This window comes from Streptomyces sp. NPDC127595 (genome assembly GCF_042671685.1).
Classification (GTDB): Bacteria; Actinomycetota; Actinomycetes; order Streptomycetales; family Streptomycetaceae; genus Streptomyces.
The window spans coordinates 509,763-531,686 of record NZ_JBHXWK010000004.1 but is presented as its reverse complement, the minus strand read 5'-3'; the positions used below and the strand labels follow the sequence as shown (position 1 = coordinate 531,686).

General features: G+C 69.7%; 19 protein-coding genes. 5 read left to right on the top strand and 14 right to left on the bottom strand.

The features are described from left to right. Window positions 1-5: 5 nt before the first annotated feature. Window positions 6-1,259 (top strand): styrene monooxygenase/indole monooxygenase family protein, encoded by a 1,254-nt coding sequence (locus ACFVKT_RS16530; RefSeq protein WP_385731923.1) that lies wholly within the window; start codon window positions 6-8, stop codon window positions 1,257-1,259. Between the two features lie 77 nt (window positions 1,260-1,336). On the opposite strand, the gene ACFVKT_RS16525 is transcribed toward ACFVKT_RS16530, so the two are convergent. From ACFVKT_RS16525 to ACFVKT_RS16470, 12 genes are all read right to left on the bottom strand, one after another. After that, the gene (locus tag ACFVKT_RS16525; protein ID WP_385731921.1) at window positions 1,337-2,476 is read right to left on the bottom strand and encodes an NlpC/P60 family protein; all 1,140 of its coding nucleotides are present in this window, start codon (window positions 2,474-2,476) and stop codon (window positions 1,337-1,339) included. 102 nt (window positions 2,477-2,578) lie between these two features. Next, the gene (locus ACFVKT_RS16520) at window positions 2,579-2,920 is read right to left on the bottom strand and encodes a hypothetical protein (protein WP_385731919.1); all 342 of its coding nucleotides are present in this window, start codon (window positions 2,918-2,920) and stop codon (window positions 2,579-2,581) included. After that, the gene (locus ACFVKT_RS16515; protein WP_385731917.1) at window positions 2,901-3,626 is read right to left on the bottom strand and encodes a TetR/AcrR family transcriptional regulator; all 726 of its coding nucleotides are present in this window, start codon (window positions 3,624-3,626) and stop codon (window positions 2,901-2,903) included. Before ACFVKT_RS16515 ends, ACFVKT_RS16520 begins: the two co-directional genes overlap by 20 nt. A 327-nt stretch (window positions 3,627-3,953) precedes the next feature. After that, window positions 3,954-4,880: a diiron oxygenase gene (locus tag ACFVKT_RS16510; RefSeq protein WP_385731915.1), complete on the bottom strand. Its 927-nt coding sequence runs from the start codon at window positions 4,878-4,880 to the stop codon at window positions 3,954-3,956. Window positions 4,881-5,092: 212 nt separating this feature from the next. Then, window positions 5,093-5,512 carry a hypothetical protein gene (locus tag ACFVKT_RS16505; protein WP_385731913.1) on the bottom strand — a complete coding sequence of 140 codons (420 nt, stop codon included), beginning with the start codon at window positions 5,510-5,512 and terminating at the stop codon, window positions 5,093-5,095. Between the two features lie 220 nt (window positions 5,513-5,732). Beyond that, window positions 5,733-6,191, bottom strand: a complete 459-nt coding sequence (locus tag ACFVKT_RS16500; RefSeq protein WP_385731911.1) for a DUF3291 domain-containing protein — start codon at window positions 6,189-6,191, stop codon at window positions 5,733-5,735. Window positions 6,192-6,423: 232 nt separating this feature from the next. Further along, window positions 6,424-7,881: a penicillin-binding transpeptidase domain-containing protein gene (locus ACFVKT_RS16495; protein WP_385731909.1), complete on the bottom strand. Its 1,458-nt coding sequence runs from the start codon at window positions 7,879-7,881 to the stop codon at window positions 6,424-6,426. A gap of 22 nt (window positions 7,882-7,903) precedes the next feature. Beyond that, window positions 7,904-9,280, bottom strand: a complete 1,377-nt coding sequence (locus ACFVKT_RS16490) for an FtsW/RodA/SpoVE family cell cycle protein (protein WP_385731907.1) — start codon at window positions 9,278-9,280, stop codon at window positions 7,904-7,906. A 125-nt stretch (window positions 9,281-9,405) separates the two neighbouring features. After that, a complete protein-coding gene (locus tag ACFVKT_RS16485) occupies window positions 9,406-9,900 on the bottom strand; it encodes an SH3 domain-containing protein (RefSeq protein ID WP_385731905.1) in 495 nt (164 codons plus the stop codon). 128 nt (window positions 9,901-10,028) lie between these two features. Then, a complete protein-coding gene (locus ACFVKT_RS16480) occupies window positions 10,029-11,588 on the bottom strand; it encodes an ATP-binding protein (RefSeq protein ID WP_385731903.1) in 1,560 nt (519 codons plus the stop codon). Continuing rightward, on the bottom strand, window positions 11,585-12,340 hold the full coding sequence (locus tag ACFVKT_RS16475; protein WP_385731900.1) for a hypothetical protein: 756 nt from the start codon (window positions 12,338-12,340) through the stop codon (window positions 11,585-11,587). The genes ACFVKT_RS16480 and ACFVKT_RS16475 overlap by 4 nt, the downstream gene beginning before the upstream one ends. A gap of 154 nt (window positions 12,341-12,494) precedes the next feature. Next, window positions 12,495-13,004, bottom strand: coding sequence for a dual specificity protein phosphatase family protein (locus tag ACFVKT_RS16470; RefSeq protein ID WP_385732137.1), 510 nt, complete (start codon window positions 13,002-13,004; stop codon window positions 12,495-12,497). Window positions 13,005-13,102: 98 nt separating this feature from the next. Between ACFVKT_RS16470 and ACFVKT_RS16465 the strand changes: the two genes are divergently transcribed. Beyond that, window positions 13,103-13,906, top strand: a complete 804-nt coding sequence (locus ACFVKT_RS16465) for a nuclease-related domain-containing protein (RefSeq protein WP_385731898.1) — start codon at window positions 13,103-13,105, stop codon at window positions 13,904-13,906. 123 nt (window positions 13,907-14,029) lie between these two features. Here ACFVKT_RS16465 and ligD read toward each other — a convergent pair whose 3' ends face one another. Further along, a complete protein-coding gene (gene ligD, locus ACFVKT_RS16460; RefSeq protein ID WP_385731896.1) occupies window positions 14,030-14,917 on the bottom strand; it encodes a non-homologous end-joining DNA ligase in 888 nt (295 codons plus the stop codon). 61 nt (window positions 14,918-14,978) lie between these two features. Here ligD and ACFVKT_RS16455 point away from each other — a divergent pair, with 61 nt between their 5' ends. Then, window positions 14,979-16,097 carry a Ku protein gene (locus ACFVKT_RS16455; protein WP_385731894.1) on the top strand — a complete coding sequence of 373 codons (1,119 nt, stop codon included), beginning with the start codon at window positions 14,979-14,981 and terminating at the stop codon, window positions 16,095-16,097. A gap of 192 nt (window positions 16,098-16,289) precedes the next feature. Here the strand turns inward: ACFVKT_RS16455 and ACFVKT_RS16450 are convergent, their stop codons facing one another. Then, the gene (locus tag ACFVKT_RS16450) at window positions 16,290-18,056 is read right to left on the bottom strand and encodes a beta-ketoacyl-[acyl-carrier-protein] synthase family protein (protein WP_385731892.1); all 1,767 of its coding nucleotides are present in this window, start codon (window positions 18,054-18,056) and stop codon (window positions 16,290-16,292) included. A 620-nt stretch (window positions 18,057-18,676) separates the two neighbouring features. Between ACFVKT_RS16450 and ACFVKT_RS16445 the strand changes: the two genes are divergently transcribed. After that, entirely contained in the window at window positions 18,677-20,521 is a 1,845-nt protein-coding gene (locus ACFVKT_RS16445; RefSeq protein ID WP_385731890.1) for an endo alpha-1,4 polygalactosaminidase, read from the top strand. A gap of 175 nt (window positions 20,522-20,696) precedes the next feature. After that, a complete protein-coding gene (locus ACFVKT_RS16440) occupies window positions 20,697-21,899 on the top strand; it encodes a serine hydrolase domain-containing protein (protein WP_385731887.1) in 1,203 nt (400 codons plus the stop codon). Window positions 21,900-21,924: the final 25 nt, after the last annotated feature.

Here is a 21,924-nt window from a genome sequence, read left to right as displayed (position 1 = left end):
CCCGTATGCGGAAGATACTCGTCGTCGGAGCCGGCCAGTCCGGACTCCAGCTCGCCCTCGGCCTCCAGTCGCACGGGTACGAGGTCACCCTGATGTCGAACCGGACGGCGGACGAGATCCGCACCGGCCGCGTCATGTCGACGCAGTGCATGTTCGACACGGCACTCCAGCACGAGCGCGATCTCCAGCTGAACTTCTGGGAGTCCCAGGCCCCGAAGATCGAAGGACTCGGCGTCTCGGTGGCGGCCCCCGGCTCCTTCGACCCGGGCCCCTCGCAGCGTGCGATCGACTGGGTGGGCCAGCTCGACGGGTACGCGCAGTCGGTGGACCAGCGCGTGAAGATGGCCGGCTGGATGGAGACGTTCGCCCAGCGCGGCGGCCAGCTCGTCATCCATGGCGCGGCGGTCTCCGACCTCGACTACTTCGCCCGTACGTACGACCTGGTGATGGTGTCCGCGGGCAAGGGCGAGCTGGTGTCCATGTTCGGCCGGGACGCCTCCCGTTCCCCGTACCAGGAGCCGCAGCGCGCGCTCGCGGTGTCGTACGTCCACGGTCTGGGCCCGCGCCCGGAGCACCCGGAGTACGAGGCGGTCCGCTGCAACCTGGTCCCCGGTGTCGGTGAACTCTTCATCATGCCGACCCTCACCACCTCCGGCCACGCCGACATCCTCTTCTGGGAGGGCATACCCGGCGGCCCGCTGGACGTCTTCCGCGGCGTCAAGGACCCGGACGAACACCTCTCCCTGACCCTGGAACTCATGGAGCGGTTCACGCCGTGGGAGTACGCGCGGGCCACCAAGACCGAACTGACCGACGCCCAGGCCACGTTGTCCGGCCGCTACGCCCCCACCGTCCGCAACCCGATCGGCCGCCTCCCCGGCGGCGGTCTGGTCCTGGGCGTCGCGGACGTCGTCGTCGCCAACGACCCGATCACCGGCCAGGGTTCCAACTCCGCCTCCAAGTGCGCCGCGGCGTACCTCGCCTCGATCGTCGAGCACGGGGAGAAGGAGTTCGACGAGACCTGGATGCGGGCGACGTTCGACCGCTACTGGGACACGGCCCAGCACGTGACGAAGTGGACGAACGCCATGCTGGGCGCCCCGCCGGAGCACGTCCTGAACCTCATCGGAGCCGCAGGCCAACTCCCGCCGGTGGCCGACCGCTTCGCGAACGGGTTCAACGACCCGGCCGACTTCGAGAACTTCTTCTACGAGCCGGAGAAGACGGAGGCGTACCTCGCCTCGGTCGCAGGGGCCTGAGCGATTTCCCCCCGGGTGCGGGCGGCCTGTGGCTGGGCGCGCAGTTCCCCGCGCCCCTTATGAGGTGCCATGAGGTCCTATGAGGCGCTGTACCCGGTGTCCGACCCCTCCATGGCACCCTCCGGAAGCCTGGGCGGCGTGTACTGCTCCTGGGAGTTGGTTCCCGGATCGGGGCGTACGGCACCCAGCACCGGGTTGGCGGCAATGGGCGAGACCTTGATCTTCGTCCCGGGCCGCGGAGCCTGCACCACCACCCCGTCGCCCAGGTAGAGGGCGACGTGGGTGGCCTCAGGGAAGTAGATCACCAGGTCGCCCGGCCGCAGGTCGCTCAGCGGAATGTGCGGCAGCTTGGCCCACTGCTCCTGGCTGGTCCGGGGGATGGGCCGCCCGGCATTCTCCCAGGCCTGCGAGGTCAGCCCCGAGCAGTCGTAGGACGTAGGCCCCTCCGCACCCCATTCATACGGCTTCCCGATCTGCCCGACGGCGTACCGCAGGGCCTCCTCACCCTCCCGTGAGGGCCGCCGCACACCGCTGCTGAGCGCACCAGAGGCCATGAACTTCTTCTGCGCCGCGGCCTCCCCCGACTTCTCGAACTCGGCCAGCTCCGCAAGCTGATCGACGGTCAGCGAAGCAAGCAGCTCCTCGACATCCTCCAGCCGACCGCGCACATCATCCCGGGCCTTCTTCTGCCGCTCGGCAAGGGTGAGCTGACCGTCCAGAGCCTTGCGAGCCTCGCGCGCAAGACCGTCGAAGCGCTTCTCGTTCCCCACCACCCGCTCCACGGTCTCGGCCCGCTCAAGAGAGAGCTGCCGGATCACATGACCCTGGTCGAGCGCGTGCTGCGGATCACGGGCGAGCAGGAGTTGTACGTACGAGGAGATCTCGGTCCTGCCCTGGTACTGCTGCCGCGCGAGCCGTCCCGCGGCGTCGCGGCTGTCGTGCAGCGAGAGGCGGGCCTTGGCCAGGTTCCCGTCCAGCCGGACGACCTCGGCCCGCTGCTTCTTCAGTTTCTCCTCGGTCGCGTTGTACGTCTCGGTGGCGCGTTCGGCGTCCCGATAAAGCCGCTGAAGATCCGTCAGCAACGAGGCGACAGACCGCGAGCCAGGCTCCGGGGGAGCGGGAACAGCGGAAGCAGCCGGCGAGAACGCCACCAGCGCGCCGGCGGTCACGCCCGTAACGGCCGCCGTACAGACCAGACGCAGAAGCCTTCCTGACACGTCATCACCTCCGGTGCGGGGGTGGTCCGTCCACCTCTCACCGGAAGGATCGAGCGCGCGCATCCCGGGCGCGCGCCGGGTGGTCGGTTCGGCCGAAGAAGGTCACTCGTCAGCGTTGACACCCGGCGTGCCGCCGGACTTGGACCACGGCCACCTGCCCCCGCGCCGCACGTTCCCTTCAGGGTCGTACTCATACCGCCACCCCTGATGCAGCAGCCCGAGCCGCCCATTCGTCCTCGCCGGTACGCGCCGGTACACGAGCACGTTGGGCGGCCCGCCACCCGCATCCGGAACCGGAACCCGATAAACCTTGGGCGGATGCCCGGTGACCCCGAGCAGCACAGGCAGCACCCGCCCGTCCAGCGGCCCACCGACAAAGGGAGTGTCTTCGCTCTTCACCGCACCAGTGTCACAAAAACAATCGTCACAACAGCCGCGCGGCATCGCCGATCACGGGGAGCACCCGCCGCGCCAACGAACCCACGACCCCGCCCCCCGTCTCCCCGGCGAGCGCGCTCTTCACCACGGCAGCGGTCTGCGGATCCCGCCCGGCAGTGGCCACAACCGCGACCACGAACTGCTCGACCAGCCAGTCCCGCAACTCGTCCAGCGGCGGTTCCTTCCCCTCGTCGAGCCAGATGAGGGAAGCGGCCTCCACGGCGGTGATCCACATCCGTACGGTCATCCGCAGCCTCAGCCCCGGGTCCCGCACAGCCAGATGATCAAGAATGTGCTGGGCGGCGGCCCGCCGAACCCCGTCCACGATGGCCGTGGTCCGAGACGTCTCCACGACACTGCCGCCCTGCAACAGGGCACTGAACCCGGCGTCATGCTGATCGACGAACGCCAGATACCGGTCGAGCGCCCGCGACAGCCGCTCCGTCAGCGCCCCCTCCGGAGGCTCCGCGAAACAGTGCTCCAGCTCCTCCGCCGCAGACCTCAGCGCAGCCTCGTACAACTGCTGCTTCCCGCCCGGAAAGTACCGGTACACGAGCGGCCGCGACACCCCCGCCGCCTCCGCCACATCATCGAGCGACACCTCCTCGGGCGCCCGCTGAGCAAAGAGCGACAACGCCGCCTCAAGCAACTGACTACGCCGCTCCTCGACACTGAGCCGACGGTAAGCGGGGGTGGGAGCCGCGGAGGTCATGCCGGGCAGCGTAACCGCCCCACCCAAGAACGAGCCCACACTGCCCCCACCCACTACCGAAAGCCGAAGCCGAAGCCAAAGGCGGCGCGGCGGCGGGACGGAGCGCCGACGATGGGGGCGCCGTCCCCCACGCACCCGCAGCCGCCGAAGCACGGAAGGGGCCGTGTCGGTACATCAAATGCCCGCATCCGGACGGATCCCATCCCAACGGCACCTTGCATCCCGACAGTCGATCCGTCCGGATGCGGGCGGATGTACCGGCGCGCCCCCGACCCACCCCCCGGCGGCAGGCACCACCGCCCGGACCGGACCGGACTGGACTCGGACTCAGGCCAGCAGCCCCGACGCCTTCCACAACCGCCGCCCCGCCCCCCGCAGCACCCCGATGTCATCCAGGAACTCGGTCAACCGCTTCGCCCCGGTCTGCATCACGTCCCGCCGATGCCCACTCGCCCGAACCTGAGCCACCGCCTCACGCCTGTCGAGCCCGACATTCGTATAGACCGAGGGATTGACGAACGCGACGGAGAAGACGCGGGCGAATTCACCCGAGGTCACCCGGGTGAACTCCTGCGACCACCGAGGCGCCGTCACCATCTGCCGCCGCAGTTCCTCCCGGGCATACCGCACATGCCGCGCCTCCTCCACGACGTGGATACGCGTCACCCCTCGTACGAGCGTCTGCACCCGCTCGTCCGGGAACGTCAACCGCTGCATCCAGTCAAGGATCTCCTCACCGAGCAGCGTCGCGGTGAAGGAGCCCGGAGTAGTGGAAACGGTCTTGAACAGGCGTCCAAGATTCGAGTGCAGACGACTCACCGGGTAGTACGGCGTCCCGCCCCGGGTGATCAGCCGAGCGAACATCTTTGAATGCCGGCACTCGTCCTCGATCTCGGTCAGCGCGTACCGCACATGTGCACTGGTCGCGGCCTTGTCGTAGATGTGCCGCACCAGCAGCTGCATCAGAATGATCTCGAACCAGATCCCCAGCGCCGCCAGCGCCGCGGCCTCATGCTGCGACAGAGCCATCCGCTGCTCCTCGCCCATCCGCCGCCACAGCGGGGTGTCGTACAGCGAAACCAGCTCCGGCGGCCAGAACCACTTGCCGTCCTCGAACGGCGCGTCCCAGTCGAGCTCCTTGTCCGGGTCGAAGGAGTGCTTGGCGGAGGAGTCGAGCAGCCGCTCGGCCACCTGCTCCCGGTCCTTGAGCAGCCCGAGCGCGTCGCGCAGACCACCGATTCCGCCTTCGGCCATTGCTGTCCCCATCCAAGTCGTACCGGATCGCCATGAGTTACCGGCGGGCACAACTTATGAGACTGCGTGTCAGCAAGCCCGTCAATACCTCTCACGCGACTTGTTGACGACACGTCTACCCGGATGAACCGGTGCTCTGAGGCCCCGGAGCGGACACGGCAAGGCCGGCCCGTGGAAGGAAGCACCACGAGCCGGCCGGGTAATTCAGATCATCAAGCGCGCCGACTGCCGTCGACGACCTGCTCACCACCACCGTCGGTGCCGCTGTCGACACTGCGCGACTGGTCGATGTCCACGCTCTTGCCGCAACGGTTGTTGTTCGCTTCCTGGTCGCTGGAGGTCGTGGCCGAGCCGCCCTCGCCACCCGTGGCGGTGCCGTCCTCGGAAGGAGTGCTGGTCCCGGTGCCGCCGGCGCCGGTCTCGCCGCCCGCCCCACCGAGTCCCAGACTCCCGAGGACCTCTCCGAGGAGCCCACTCCCGCCGGGCGTGGCGACGAGGCTCAGGTTGACGGGGTTGTTGCAGAAGGTCGACACGGGACCGACGTCGTGCGGCGCGGCCCCTGCCTCGCCGCCGAGTCCGAGGGATCCGAGCGTGAGTACACACACGGCTGCGAAACGGTAGGTCAACTTCATGGGTCCTGCCTCGCGTTGAACGGTGGTCTGGCCTGCCACCCCGATGGGCGGACGCCGCAGTCTTTGCGCCCCACCGGGTGCGCAGACCTGGCCGCCTCGCACGTTTGCCCCCGATTCACCCCTATGCCACCGAGAAATCGGCAATACAGCCCTGTAGGGACCGCTAGAGCACCAGGCCCGTCGAAGCCCCCGCCCGGCAACCCGTTCCCGCAAGCACCACCTAGGCGCCCTCGGCGGGAAACGATTTCCGCAAGGTGAACGCGTATGCGGTCGGCCCGTGCTCACGCAGGTGAAGTATCCGCTCCTCGGCCTCCGCCGCCGTGGGACGGTGGCCGGCCGGAACCCACCACATGACCGACATCGCCTCCTCCACCCGCTCGAACCAGTCACGCCGCCGGGCCAGCATCTCGCGGTGCTGCCCCTGGTACATGAAGGCCGTCAGGGCGTTCGAGTCCCGCCACGTGGACATGTTCAGGATCAGCCACTCGTCGCCGAAGACGGCCACGTCCGTCGCGTTGCCGGAGTCGCTCTGTAACCGCCAGACGAACCCGTCCGCCGCGTCGGCGTCGGCGTTCACGGGGTCGAGTGCTTCGACGAAGTCCTTCAACTGCGGGGAATCCAAAGGGGCTTTGAGCCGGGCGATGTTGACCTGGGCGAGTTCGTACGCGATGTCAGTCATGAACCGAACGATAGGTCGGCCCAAAAGAACACCGCACCCCCATTCTCACGATCCGAACGCCACCCCCAACCGCTCCCAGCCGAAGCACCGCCTCCACGACATCCCAAGCACCGCCTCCACGACAGCCGAAGCACCTCCTCCACGACAGCCGAAGCACCGCCTCCACGACATCCCAAGCACCGCCTCCACGACAGCCCAAGCACCGCCTCCATGACGCCCAAGCCCACCTCCATCACAGCCCAAGCACCGCCTCCATCACCGCTTTGGCGATAGGTGCCGCATCCCCACCCCCGCTGATGTTCCCCCGCTCCGCCGCCGCATCCTCGACGACGACCGCGACGGCCACCGACGCCCCCATGGAGTCGTCGGCCTCGGCCCAGGAGATGAACCAGGCATACGGCGTACCGGCGTTGCCGATGCCGTGCTGGGCGGTGCCGGTCTTGCCGCCCACGGCGGCGCCGGGGATGGCGGCGTTCGTGCCGGTGCCCTCCGTCACCACATCCGTCATCAGCTCACGCAACCGCAGCGCGGTGGAGGGATTCATCGCCTGATGCAGAGTCCTGGGCCCGTTGGTGGACACCGTGGCGCCACCGCGAGTGGTCGTCTTCGCCACCAGATAGGGCGACTTGACGGCGCCGCCACCCGCGACGGCCGCCGAGATCATCGCCATCTGAAGAGGCGTGGCCCGGGTGTCGAACTGCCCGATGGAGGACAGCGCAAGCTGGGCACGGTCCAACCGCATATCGAAGTTGGACGGCGCGACAGCGAACGGAATCCTCAACTTCCGGTCGTTGAAGCCGAAGTTCGCCGCCGTGCGCGTCATGTTCTCCAGCCCCACATCCACGCCCAGTTTCGCGAAGACGGTGTTGCAGGACCACTCGAAGGCATACCGCAGCGAAGCGTTCTCGCAGCCCTCGATCTCGTTCGTGAGCGTCGTAGTCGTACCCGGCAGGGTGTACGGGTTCGGTGAGTCGGTCGGCATGTCGACATCTGTCACCACACCCGCGTCCAGCGCCGCCGCGGCCGTGACGACCTTGAAGGTCGACCCCGGCGGATACGTCTGCCGGATCGCCCGGTTGAGCATCGGCTTGCTCTCGTCCCCGTTGAGCCGCGCCCAGGCCTCCTCCACCGCCGGGCCCGTCCCGGACAGCACCTCGGGGTCGTAGGACGGCGTCGACACCAGCGCGAGGATCTTCCCGGTGGACGGCTCGATCGCGGCCACCGCGCCCCGCCGCGAGCCGAGCCCTTCGTACGCCGCCTGCTGTGCGGCCGGGTCGAGGGTGGTGAGGACCTTGCCGCCGGGGTTCTGGGAGCGCGTGAAGTCGTTCCAAAGGGGGAACGGGGCGAGCATCGGGTCACTGCCGGACAGGATGCCGTCCTCGGCGCCCTCCAGGAACGCGGTCCCGTACACCTGCGAGGCGAAGCCGGTGACGGGCGCGTACAACGGCCCGTTCTTGTACGTCCGTTCATAGCGGAGCTGCTCGCCGCTGTCCTTGGAGCCGGTGACGGGCCTGCCGCCGACCAGCACGTCACCGCGCGGCTGCCCGTAACGGGCGATCGGATGGCGGCGGTTGGCGGGATTGTCGTCGTACGACCGGGCCTGGAAGACCTGGACGCGGGTGGCGTTGACGAGCAGAGCGACAAGCAGCACCGCGCACAGGGCGGCAGCTCTACGGATGTAGCGCGTCACAACGCAACGACCTCCCGATGGCTCACGGCGCCCCCGTCCCGTCGTACTGCCCTCGCGCCGAGTCACTGATCCGGATCAGCAGCGCCACGATGATCCAGTTGGTGACGACGGAGGAGCCGCCCTGGGCGAGGAACGGCATCGCCATGCCGGTGAGGGGGATCAGCCCGGTCACCCCGCCCGCGATGACGAAGACCTGGAGCGCCACGATCGAGGCGAGCCCGATCGCGAGGAGCCGTCCGAAGGGGTCGCGCAGGGAGAGGCCGGCCCGGTAGCCGCGCTCGACGAGAAGGGCGTACAGCAGAAAGATCGCGGACAGGCCGATCAGGCCCAGTTCCTCGCCCGCCGTCGCCAGGATGAAGTCCGACTTGGCGGCGAAGCCGATGAGGATGGAGTGGCCGAGCCCGAGGCCCGTGCCGAGCATCCCGCCGGCGGCGAACGCGAAGAGGGACTGGGCGAGCTGGTTGGGGCCCTCGCCCGCCTCGATCGAGGCGAAGGGGTTCAGCCAGTCCTCCACCCGGCTGTGGACGTGCGGTTCGAGCCAGCCGACGGCCACCGCGCCCACGCAGGCGAGCAGCAGGCCCACCGCGATCCAGCCGGTGCGGCCGGTGGCGACGTACAGCAGGATCACGAACAGGCCGAAGAACAGCAGTGACGTACCCAGGTCCCGCTCCAGCACCAGGACGCCCACACTCAGCAGCCAGATCGCGACGATCGGTCCGAGGACGCGCCCGGTGGGGAGCTGGAGCCGCTTGAACCGCCAGATCTGGCGGCCGGTGTACGCGAGCGCGTTGCGGTTGGCGGCGAGGTAGCCGGCGAAGAAGAGCGCGAGCAGTACCTTCGCGAACTCGCCCGGCTGGATGGAGAATCCGGCGATCCGGATCCAGATGCGGGCGCCGTTCACGGCGGGGAAGAAGATCGGCAGGGTCAGCAGGACGAGCGCGGTGACGACGGAGACGTACGTGTAGCGCTGCAGGACTCGGTGGTCGCGCAGGAAGAGCACGACCGCGGTGAAGAGCGCGACGCCGAGCGTCGACCAGATGAGCTGGGCGGGGGCCGCCTGGTCGCGCGGGGTCTCCAGGTCGAGCCGGTAGATCAGCACCAGGCCCAGGCCGTTGAGGAGTACGGCGATGGGGAGCAGCAGCGGATCGGCGTACGGCGCCCGGAAGCGCACCGCGAAATGCGCGAGGAGCGCGAGCACGCCGAGCCCGGCGCCGTAACCGGCGGCGCCGGGCGGGACGGTGCCGTTCTTCGCGAGACCGACTGCGCAGTAGCCGTACACGCTGAGCAGGACGGCGAGGACGATGAGGGTGAACTCGATGCCACGGCGCCTGGGCAGGCGTACAGCGGGGGCGGGCGGGTCCGCCGCCACGGTCGTTCCGGACATTCCGGGCTGGATCATGTCCGGAACGTAGCAAGCGGCGATCCTGATGTCCCGTCATATAGTGATAAACGGGCTGTTCCGGTGTACGTTGCGCGCCTCACGCGTCGTACACGCCTTGAGTACCTTGAGCACCTGGTGCGGGCTCAGCACCAGCGAGGAGCCGGCCCGATGTTGTCGATGTAGCGCGCGGCGCCCCACGCCCAGGTGCCGTCGGTGAGCTGGTACCAGAGGCGGTTGCCGTCGACGGACTGGCCGGAGGTCTTGCAGAAGATGTGCACGACCTCGCCGTACCTCGCGACGCGCAGCACCCGGCTGCCACGGTTCGGCGCGGTACGCAGGGCCAGCCCGCCGCGCGCGGAGATGCGGCCCTTGTAGCGGCGGGGGTTGTTGTCGCGGCCGTCGTCCCGGCCGTTCTCCCAGTCGCGGCCGTCGTCGTCCCTGCCGCCGTCCTCCCAGTCCCGGCCGTCGTCGTCATCCCGTCCGGAGTCCCCGTTGTCCCACTCGCGGCTGTCGCCGCTCCCGGGGTCCCAGTCTTCGTCGGCGAGGGCGGGGGTGGCGCCGGCGAGCGCGATGAGGCTGCCGGCGGCGAGAGTTATGGCGAGGCGGGTGTACGTCGACCGCAGTGGCTTGGGGGACATGGGGACTCCTCCAGGAGGGGGGCGAAACTGACTAATCGCCACATTAGGAGGGGGTCGGGATGCGCGCAGTTCACGATGCGCCATCGGGGCTTCGGGGGAGCGCGGAGCCTCTCGGCTCTCGGGGCGCCTTAGAGGCCATCAGGGTGAGGAGGCCGTGGGGGCCGACGGGACTGAGGGGCTTGAGGAGCCTGATGGGTCTGATGGGTCTGATGGGTCTGAGGAGCATGATGGGCCTGGGGGGTCTGAGGAAGCGTCAGGGTCGCCACCGCGCCGCCGTCGGGAGCGTTGGCGAACGCCAGCCGCGCACCCAGCACCTCCGCCTGGCCGAGCGCGATCGTCAGCCCGAGTCCATGCCCCCTCGCACCGCCTTCCGTACGGAACCGCTGCGGCCCGTGCTCCACGAGGTACTCCGGATAGCCGTCACCGTGGTCCCGCACGGTGACGACCGGGCCGTCGACCGTCAGCACCACGGGCCCCCGACCGTGCTTGTGCGCATTGGCCACCAGGTTCCCGAGCACCCGCTCGAGCCGGCGCCGGTCGGTCTCCACGCGCGTATCCCGTACGACCCGTACCTCGGTAGGGGCACCCGACGCGCGCACCACCCGCTCGGCCAGCGGAACCAGCGGCTCCCAGTCCAGGTCGAGGCGCTCGCTGCGCGCGTCGAGGCGGGAGATCTCCAGCAGATCCTCGGTGAGGGTGCGCAGCGCGGCGACCCGGTCGCGGACCAGCTCGGTCGGGCGCCCCGGCGGCAGCAGTTCGGCCGCCGCGTGCAGCCCGGTCAGCGGGGTCCGCAGCTCGTGCGCCACATCCGCGGTGAACCGCTGCTCGCTCAACAGCTTGCCCTGCAACGACGCCGCCATGGAGTCGAGGGCCGCGGCGACGGCGGCCACCTCGTCCTGGCGGCGGGCGGGGGGCCGAGCGCGCGGGGTGTCCGTACGGCGGCCGGTGTCGACGGCGCGAGGGCCGTCGACACCACGAGGGTCCAGTTCCAGGACACCGCGAGGGTCCACGACCGTACGAGCATCCACGACCGCACGAGCATCCGCGACCGCACGGGGATCCATGACCGCACGGGGATCCACGACCGTACGAGGATCCACGACCGTACGAGGATCGTTGACGCGCGCGTCCAGGTCACCCGCGCTGATCCGCCGCGCCACCTGCGCCGTCGCGTGCAGCCGCCGTGTCACCCGGGTCATCGCGAACGCTCCCACCAGCAGCGTCGCGCCGATCGCCAGCGCCGAGGACCAGACGATCGCGCGGTCCAGCGCCTCGATGGCGTGGGCGCCCTGCGAGTAGTCGAACTGGACGGCGAGCGCCCGCCCGCCGTCGGCCGGCCCGGCCGCCCACATCGTGGGGCGCCGGTCCTGGTCGTCGCTGACCATCGTGCCGCGCCGCCCGTCCGCCGCCAGCTCGCGCAACTGCTCGGGCAGCCCGGGGAGATCGACGCCCGCGCTCGGCGGCAGCCGGTCCCCCGCCTCGTACGCCGTCGTCGCCTCGGTGAGCCGGTCGAGCGCGCGGTCGCGCGCCTCACCCACGGTCTGGTCGGACACCGAGACGTGCACGAGGATGCCGAGGAGGGCGGCGAGACCGCAGCACATCACCGTGATGAAGGCGGCGGCCTTCCAGGTCAGGGTGGCGGTCCACTGGGGAAGGCGCTGGAGCAGCTGCTGAAGGGGGCGTCTCATGAGGCACTCGGGGAGGCGCTCGGCGTCGAGGTGGGGGACGGGGCGGAGGTGGGGGTGGGGTCGCCGACCCGCAGGATCTCGTCGCGCGTCGCCAGCATCGCGTGCTGGTGGGTGTCCCAGGACCAGACCGTGCGGTACTCGTAGCCGGGCAGGGTGGACGCCGCCCGGACGATCAGGTCGCGGCCCGCGAACTCGACGCCGATCACGGAGTCCGTGGTGTTCATGACCTGGACCAGCTGGTGCCTCTCGAAGGTGTAGACCCGCACGGTCAACTGGTCCTCGGGCAGCGTGAAGGCAAGGACCAGGTCGTCCTTCCCGTCGCCGGTGAGATCGCGGTAGTACGCCTGGAGTACCGGGCAGCCCTTGCCCCGCGCGCCGGACGGGCCTGTGCAGTCCCCGAGCCGCTCGGCGGTCTCCGGGTACAGCGCCGTCTTGCCGGTGTACTCGTCAGCATGGGCGGCGACCTGAGCCTTGAGCACCGCGACCGGGTCCACCTCGCGGATGTCGTCGTGCGCGGCCTCGATGCCCTTGACGACCTCGGTGTCCGCCTCGCCGTAGTCGAGCGCGGGCGTTGTGGCGGGCGTCAGCGTGGGCCACAGCCGGGACGGGCCCACGGCGGTGGGTGTCGCGCCCGCTCCGCGCAGCTCACCCTGGTCCCCGCAGCCTGCCAGCGCGAGCAGCGGGACCGCGGCGAGCAGGGCGAAAGCCCTGGGTACGCGGCGGGCCGTGACTGCGCGGCGGTCGTGGGTCACTGCGCTCCTGCGAAGGGGAGGGGAGGCGAGAGGCTCGCCCCGCACACCTTATTCGTAGGGAAGTCCTTTTATTGGCAGGGAAGTCCTGTTTGTTCATCCCTTTGCTCAGTCCTCTTGCCCACCGGCACTGGGACGCCGGGCCCCGTCGGGCTTCTCAGGGCTCCGCGAGCTCCTCAAGAAGCCGGGCCGTGCTGAGCCCGGCCCGCAGGTACTCCACGAACAGTTCGTTGTGCAGCGCCCACGGCGAGCGCCGGCTCCGTATCAGCCGTATCGCCTCGTCCGCGGTGTGTCCGGCGCGCATGAGTGCGTGCCCGACCACCAGCCCGGAGCGGTTGTAGCCGTGAAAACAGCGGACCAGGACCCGGCGCCCGTCCTCCAGCGCGTCGTCGGCGGCCTGCGCGAGACGTATGACGCCCGCGAGCTGCGTACCGTCGAGGGGCCCGTCCGGGACCGGCCACACATGGTGCTCGACGCCCGGGTCCGGCCCGTGCCCGGGAAGCCGCAGCAGGGTCAGGACCAGGTCGAACTCATCGTGTACGACGGCGAACTCCGGGTCCCCGGACCGCCCAGCGAACGCGTGCCCGCCCATCCACAGGCCGGGCACGATCTCGTTCCACGGGCTGTCCGGGGCCGGCACATCCGATGGTCTTCTGCGGGTCCGCAACGGCGCCTCCCACCAACTCCCCCAACTGCTCACAAAGGTAACCGGGTTCTTGCCCCTGGAGCACCCCGCCTGTTCCCATGGTCATGGGGTGATGGTGCATGAACGGACTGCGCGTCATACCGACCTGGCGGCACGGCCAGGAGCGGCTGTACGTCTGTCTGACCGACGGGAGGAACGTCGCCTGGTACGACAGGGAGTCGGCCAGGGTCAACCTGCTCAGCGAGGACCGCAGAGAGGACGTGCTCGACGCGCTCGGCCCGTTCCTGACCGGCCCGGTGACGGTGGGGCCGCCACCGGTCCCGACCCCCGCGGAGCTGGCCCGCCTCACCCTCCACCCGGACGACGACCTGGCCCCGAACCGCCCCGGCGAGGCGCTGGTGATCGCCCTCGACCGCGACCCGGGCCCGGCCCGCCGCCTCCGCCCCGACCCGCGGCGCCGCGCGCTCGCCGCCGAGCAGGCCGTGGGGGAGGCCCTCGACCACCTGGAGGGCGCGGGCTGGCACACCCTGCACTCCCTCCCGCTCCCGGGCGGCGACCGCCTCCACCACCTGGTCATCGGCCCCGGCGGCCTCTTCTCCGTACGGGCCCTGTACGCCCGTAAACAGCGCGTCCTGGTGGCCGACCCGATGGTCACCGTCGGCCGCCGCGAGCCGCACCCCCTGCTCCGCCGCGTCCGCGCCGACGCCGACCGAGCCTCGTACGCCCTCACAGCCGAGGTCCACCCCGTCCTCGCCCTGGCAGGCCCGGCCACCCTGAACATCACCGCCCCACTCCGCAACCTCCGAATCCTCCAGGACACAGACCTCGCGACCTTGTCCCGCCACGGCGGAGTCCTGAAACCGGCAGACGTGGAGGCGCTGCACGCGATGGCGAGGGACCGGCATACGTGGACAAGGGTATGAACATTCCCTGATAGCCCGTCCGGCGTTTGAGGACGAGGCCGTCCAGGCCGAAGGGGGGTCTGGGGGCGCAGCCCCCAGGTACGGGACGGGTAGGGGCGGAGGGGGCGAAAAAACGCACTCCACTCACACCGCCGGCAGCGCACTGGCCTGACCGAGATCAAGCAGCGGCCCCAACAGATCCCCGTACTCCTCCACCCGCGCAGCGACATCCGCCGCCAGAAACGCCAGTTGGGAAGCGGATCGGCACGCCGAGACCTCCCCCCACGTAACCGGCGCCGACACCGTCGGCTCCGCCCGCGCCCGCAGCGTGTACGGAGCCGCCGTGGTCTTCCGCGCAGCGTTCTGACTCCAGTCCACAAACACCTTCCCCGCCCGCAACGTCCGCGTCATCCGGTGCACAACAAGCCCCGGCAGCACCCTCTCCGCCTCCACGGCCAGCCCCTTGGCGTACTCCGTCACCCGCCCGGAGGGCGTCGGCTCCAGCCCCGCCAACAGATGCAACCCTTTCGACCCGGACGTCTTGGCGTACGCCTCGATCCCGTCCGCGGCGAGCCGCTCCCGCAGCCACAGCGCGACCTCGCAGCACTCGACGACGGTCGCCGGCGCCCCCGGGTCGAGGTCGAAGACAAGCCGGTCCGCCTCGCCCGGCGCCCCGATGAGCCATTGGGGTGTGTGGAACTCGGTGACGAGGTTCGCCGCCCACATCAGACTCGCCAGGTCCTGGATCAGCACCATCCGCGCCGGCCCCTCCGACCGCGGCACCTCGGCGGTGGTGACCCACTCGGGCGTACCGGGCGGCACGTTCTTGGCGAAGAACACCTGGCCGTCGGGCCCGTCCGGATAGCGCAGGAAGGACACCGGCCGGTCCCGGAGGTGAGGCAGCAGTACGTCGGCGGTCGTCGCGTAGTAGTGCAGCACCTCGCCCTTGGTGAAGCCGGTCGCCGGATAGAGGACCTTCTCCAGATTGCTGAGTGCGAGCCTTCGCCCCTCCACCACGGTGATAGGCGTCATACGATGACAATCTCACCAAAAGCTAAAGATATGTCTGAAAACGTATGCAACCGAGTGGAAGGTGCTGCACGTGCGATCCATATGGAACGGCGCTATCTCCTTCGGCCTGGTCAGCATCCCGATCAAGCTGGTGAACGCCACGGAGAGCCACTCGGTCTCCTTCCGCCAGATCCACCTCGACGACGGCGGCCGGATCCGCTACCGCAAGTTCTGCGAGGCGGAGGACCGCGAGGTCACGTCCGGGGAGATCGGCAAGGCGTACGAGGACGCGGACGGCACACTGATCCCGATCACGGACGAGGATCTGGCCCAGCTGCCCATCCCGACCGCCAAGACGATCGAGATCGTGGCCTTCGTGCCGGCCGACCGGATCGACCCGCTCCAGATGGACACGGCGTACTACCTGTCCGCGAACGGCGTCCCCGCCGCCAAGCCGTACACCCTCCTGCGCGAAGCCCTGAAACGCAGCCAGAAGGTCGCCATCGCGAAGTTCGCCCTCCGCGGCCGGGAGCGCCTGGGCATGCTCCGTGTCGTCGACGACGTCATCGCCATGCACGGCCTGCTCTGGCCGGACGAGATCCGCGCCCCGCAGGACGTGGCCCCGGACACCGCCGTCACCGTCCGGGACAAGGAACTGGACCTGGCGGACGCCCTGATGGACACCCTCGGCGAGGTCGACCTCGCCGACCTGCACGACGACTACCGCGAGGCTGTGGACGAACTCATCGCGGCCAAGGCCTCCGGCGTGGAGGCCCCCGCCACCCCCACCGGCGAGAAGACCGGCGGCAAGGTGCTCGACCTGATGGCCGCCCTGGAGAAGAGCGTGCGCGCGGCCAAGGAATCCCGGGGCGAGAGCGAGGAAAGCACCGAGGCCGGGGAGTCCGCCGAGACCGGCGAAGCCGCCGAGGTCACCCGGCTCGGGGCAGCCCGTACGGCCCCCAAGGAAGTCGGCGGAAAGAAGTCGACGGCGAAAAAGTCGGCAGCGAAGAAGACCACGGCGAAGAAGACGACAACGAAGGCCGCTTCGAAGTCGCCGACGAAGGCGACATCGAAGCAGTCGGCCACCAAGTCGACTGCCCAGACCGCCGCCGGTAAGAAGACCACGGCGGCGAAGAAGACCACGGCGAAAAATCCCCCCGCGGCAAAGAAGGCGTCCCCCCGAAAGCGCGCATCCGCCTGAAGCACGAGCGTCCTCAGCGCACGAGCCCCCTCAGGGCACGAGTCTCCTCAGGGCACGAGCCTCCTCAGCGCACGAGTCTCCTCAGAGCACGAGCCTCCTCAGAGCACACGCCCCCTCAAGCACACGCCCCTTCAAAGCACGCGCCCGCCTGAGAGCAGGCCTCCCACCCCGGGGGAAATACGCCCGACCGAATCACCCAACCCGTCGAAGCGCCAACACCGCGTTGTGGCCGCCGAATCCGAATGAATTGCTGAGGGCGAGGTCGCCGAGCGCGGGCAGTGGCCGCGGACTTTTGGTCACCACGTCCAGTTCGATGGCGTCGTCCTGTTCCTCACAGCCGATGGTCGGCGGAATGAGGCCGTGGTGGAGAGTGAGCACGGCGGCGACGGCCTCCACCCCGCCCGCGGCGCCCTGCAGATGACCGAGGTGCCCCTTGAGCGCGGTGACGGGGACGCTCCCGCCGAGCACGGCCCGCAGCGCACCCGCCTCGGCGAGGTCACCGTCGGAGGTCGCGGTGGCATGGGCGTTGACGTGCACGACGTCCACGACATGCGCGCCGGCGTCCCGTACGGCCCGCCGCATCGCGAGGGCGACACCCTTGCCGGACGGATCGGGCGCGGCCATGTGGTGAGCGTCGGCGGACAGTCCCCATCCGGCGGCCTCGCAGTAGATCCGGGCGCCACGGGCCCGCGCGTGTTCCTCGGCCTCCAGCAGCAGGAAGCCGGCCCCCTCGCCGTTGACGAAGCCGTCGCGGTCCTTCGCGAACGGCCGCGAAGGGCTGGTGGACCCGAGGGCGTGGGTGGACAGTGCGCGCATCGCGGCGAACGAGGCCATGATCGCCGGGGTGACCACGGCTTCCGCGCCGCCGGCCAGGGCGATGTCGACATGCCCGTACCGGATGCGGTCGATGGCCTGCCCGATGGCCTCGGTGCCGGACGCGCAGGCGCTGCTCACGGTGCGGGCCTCGCCGGTGATCCGCAGCGCGAGCGACACCTGCGAGGCGGCCTGCGAGGGCACGGTCATCGGCGTGGTGAGGGGTGACACGGCGCGCGGCCCCTTGTCCCGCAGCTGCCGGTCACCGCCGACGAGCACGGAGGCATCCCCGAGGATGGCGCCGACGCTGACCCCGACGCGCTCGGGTTCGAGCCCGCTCTCGACCGTCCCGGCCACATCCAGACCGCCGTCCTGCCAGGCCTCCCGCGCGGCGATCACGGCGAACTGCGCGGCCCGGTTCATCCGCCGGGCCTGCGGCCGGGGCAGCAGCCCCGCGGGATCCACGGGAACACTCCCCGCGGTCCGCACGGGTAGCCCGTCGAACTCCGCACCCTCCAACTCCGTTATCCCGCAACGCCCTTCGACCAGCCCCTGCCAGAGTTCGTCCACGCCCACCCCGAGCGGCGTCATGGCCCCGAGCCCGGTCACGACGACCCGCCGTGGCCGCGCGGAACCGGGGCCCGCGCTCGCCCGCGGCCGCGGAAGATGCCGTACGACATGCCCCTCCGCGACTTCCCGCGCGACCCGTTCCCGCAGCCCTGAGTCCGACACCGGCTCCTCGTCCCGGCTCTCCAGGTGCCGGTACCACTGCCCCCACCGGCGGCTGTACGACTCCTCGACAGCCCCGGGGTCGACGGCGCGCAGCGAGGTGACCTGATCCCCGTCCCTGAATTCCACCGTCTCCAGATCGGTGGAACTGATCTCAGGAATCCCGGCGACATCCATCCGCCGGCACCCCACCGTCACTTGGTGATCCCGCCGGAACACCCGCTCGTGATCACTTCCCCCGAGAGGCGGCCGCAGGGCCAGCCGAATGGTCCGCGGGCTCTCGGGCAGGGTGTGCATCACCACGTACCACTTGTCCGCCGCCACGTCCTCTTCCGACAGGGCGAGGAGATCACCGGGAATCACTTCGGCGACCGTGACGGGGTGGGGCTGCACGGGGACGTCGGAAGAATTTCGCATACGAGCGGAAGCTTTCTTTGCCGGTTGGATAGGAAATGTCCAGCCCAACTGTCAGCGACAAACAACCGCTTGCCTAGACGTATCCACCCTTATTGTGCGCAATGTCACCCGAGGCAATGTCACCCGAAATGCGACGGTGCTCCTCCGGAGAAAGCGCGGGAGCGGGACCGGCTGAAGAGGCCGGGAAAGCGTCACAGATTCCGACGCGCCGTCAGAGAAGCCGGGCCTCGCGGCTGTTGGATCCGGCCTGTCGGGTGGGGCCGGACGGAGTCCGCCTGTCGGCCACCCGATCGACCGGACCGGGATGTCCGATTTATTCGGTAATCATAGATCTTGTCCACGTCATTCCGTGGTGGAACCCGGTCGGTCGGTCCGGCCCCGCTGAGGCGAGGTCGTCTTCGATTGAGGCGAGGTCGTCTTCGATTGAGGCGAGGTCGTCTTCGATGGAGACGGACAGGGGCACACTGCCTGGCGCGGTCCTCGCGCCCATCCGCTCAGCTGCCAACTCGGCCCCGGGTCACCGGCATTGTGGTTGGACGACAAGCTGAGAGATCTCGGCACTAGTCTGATCCTCACTGAACAGCTTTTCGAGGCACGGCACATGGGAAAGGTGACCCGCGATGTCCCCGAGCCCCGGCGATCTGGAGTCCATAGGCGGCTATGCCCTGGTCGAACGGCTCGGCAGCGGCGGAATGGGCGTCGTCTATCTGGGCCGCTCGGACTCGGGGCGGCGGGTCGCGGTCAAGGTCGTGCACGCGCAGTACGCCCAGAACGAGGAGTTCCGGACGCGCTTCCGGCAGGAGGTCGCGGCGGTCCGCCGGGTGAGCGGGGCGTTCACGGCCCCCGTGGTGGACGCCGATCCGGATGCCGAACAGCCGTGGATGGCGACGCTGTACGTGCCGGGCCGCACGCTGGCGGACACCGTGAACACGGACGGTCCGCTGCGCGGAGGCCGGTTGCGCGTGCTGGCGCTGGGCCTGGTCGAGGCGCTGCGGGACATCCACCGGGTGGGCGTGGTGCACCGTGACCTGAAGCCGAGCAACGTCCTGATGGCCGAAGACGGCCCCCGCGTCATCGACTTCGGCATCTCGCACGCCGTCGACAACCAGGCCCTCACCGTGACCGGGCGGCTGATCGGCACGCCGCCGTTCATGTCGCCGGAGCAGTTCGCCTCGCCCCGCGATGTCACGGCCGCCTCGGACGTGTTCTCGCTGGGGTCGCTGCTGGTGTACGCGGCCACGGGCAGCCGTCCCTTCGACGGAAGCAGCCCGTACTTGACGGGCTATCAGGTGATGTACGAGGCACCGGCCCTGGACGCCGTCGCCGAACCGCTCCGGAGTATCGCCGAACGCTGCCTGGACAAGGACCCGGCCGCCCGGCCCGACCTCGCCGAACTGCAGCGTCTGCTCCGGACGTTGCCGGGTGCCGTTGAGCCGGACGTGTCGGCCAGGCCAGGCGTGCCCGGTGTGCTGGGCGGGCCGGGAGCGGCCGGCTCGGCGGGAACCAGCCGCCAGGTTTCCCCTGAGCGCCCCGTTCCGCCGGGCCTGCTCACCGCCGGCGGGGCGGGGGAGACGGACAGCACCCACCCAGGTCACAGACGTCGGGGGCGGCGCATCATCGTCAGCGTCGCCGCGGCCGTGGTCGTCGCCGGCCTGACCGTCGCGGTGGTGAGATCCGGGTCGGACCAGGGCAGCGCCTCCGCGGCTGCGGGCACGGGAACGGGAACGGGAACAGGCAAGGCCACGGGTGCGAGTGCGGTGACGCCACCGCCGAAGCATGTGCGGTGGGACTACCAGGTCGGCGGCACGTACACCCCGCCGACCGGAGTGGAGGTGGTCAGCCGCAGCCACGAGGACGCGCCCGCGCCGGGTGTCTACAACATCTGCAACTTCAACGCCTTCCAGGCGCAGGAGGACGCGGAGGATGACTGGGACCCCGACCTGCTGCTGCGCGACGCCGACGGGAAGGTCGTCTACGACAAGGACTGGGGCGAGGCGGTCCTGGACGTACGTACCGCCGCCAAGCGGAAGCGCATCGCCGCCAAGGTGAACACCTGGATCGACCAATGCGCGGAGAAGGGCTACAAGGCCGTCGAGCCCGACAACTACGACACCTTCACCCGCTTCCCGGACTACCTCACGGCCACCCAGGCCAAGGCGTTCATGAAACTGCTGTCGGCGCACGCCCACGAGAAGGGCCTGGCCGTGGCCCAGAAGAACACCCTCGAGCTCGTCCCCGACCGCGCGTCCGTAGGCCTGGACTTCGCCGTGGTGGAGGAGTGCGGCGAGTGGAACGAATGCGGTGAGTTCGCCGAGGCCTTCGACAACAACGTGCTCGTGGTCGAGTACGCGGCGAAGGGTCTGTCCACGGTGTGCGCCGACTGGAGCACCACTCTGAGCATCGTCCGCCGCGACCAGCTGGTCCTGCCCAAGGGCACGAACGGCTACCTCCGCGAGACCTGCTGACCCAGGCCCCATCTGCATGCCCGGGGTCGCCCGGTCCGGACCGCGGACGCCTCGGAACCCCGCGTGGCTCCGAACGAGTGGACTTCGCCGAACGCGTGCCCGAGGGAGACCTCCGCCCAGGGGCCGGATGGTGACGTTGCGACCTCAGCCCCTGACCTGGAAGAGGCGCCCCCGCATGCGACGTACCCCCTCCCGCCGTGTTTTCGCCGCCACCCTGCTCGTGGCGGCCGTTCTGGCTCCGATGACAGCGATTCCCGCTACGGCCGTCAGCGCGTCGGCGGCAGTCGCCCGACATGACAGGGGCGACGAACACCCGCCGGAGCTCGATCACAAACTGACCGCCAGACTGGACGCGGCCATCGAGAAGGTCCGCCGGCAGGCCGATATCCCCGGCGTCGTCGTCGGACTCTGGATGCCGGGCAAGGGAAGCTACGTCCGTGCGACCGGCGTCGCCGACACCGCCACCGGCGAGCCGATGACCACCGACAAGTTCTTCCGGATCGGCAGCGAGACCAAAACCTTCACGGTCACCGCGCTGCTCCAGCTCGTCGACGAGGGTCGCATCGGCCTGGACGACCCGATCTCCGCCTACGTCGACGGAGTGCCCGGCGGTGACGGGATCACGCTGAGGCAGCTGGCCGAGATGCGCAGCGGGTTGTTCCCGTACAGCGCCGACGACGACTTCGTGCACGACCTGCTGAGCGACCCGAGCCGCTCGTTCACCCCGCAGGAGGTGCTCGCGTACGGCTTCAAGCACGCGAACACCTTCGAGCCGGGGACGGCGTTCCAGTACTCCAACAGCAACCTCGTACTCCTCGGCCTGGTCATCGAGAAGGTCACCGGCCACCGCCTCGCGCGCGTCATCGAGAGGCAGGTGCTCCGGCCGGCCCACCTGCGCCACACGCTCCTCCCGTCGGGCGCCGAGTTCCCCGAACCGCACCCGCGCGGCTACACCAACCAGACGCTGAGCGGCGAGGTCGCCGACTCCACGGACTGGAACCCCAGTTGGGGCTGGGCGGCCGGCGCGATGATCTCGAACCTGCACGACCTGCGCCGCTGGGCGAAGATCGTAGCCACCGGCGAGCTCCTCAGCCCCGAAACCCAGGCGGAGCGACTCAAGACACTCCCAACCGGCTTTCCCGGCCTGAGCTACGGACTCGGCATCTTCAAATCCGGCGGCTGGATCGGCCACAACGGCTCCATCCCCGGCTACGAGACCGTGACCGTCTACCTGCCGTCCCAACACGCCACCTTGGTAATCATGATCAACACAGACATCACCACCGAGGGCCAGGAACCATCCTCCCTACTCGCCCGAGCCATCACCGAAATCGCGACCCCGAAGAACGTCTACGACCGTCCGGTCCCCACCCGCTAGACGACCAGGCCACTTGACCCACCGG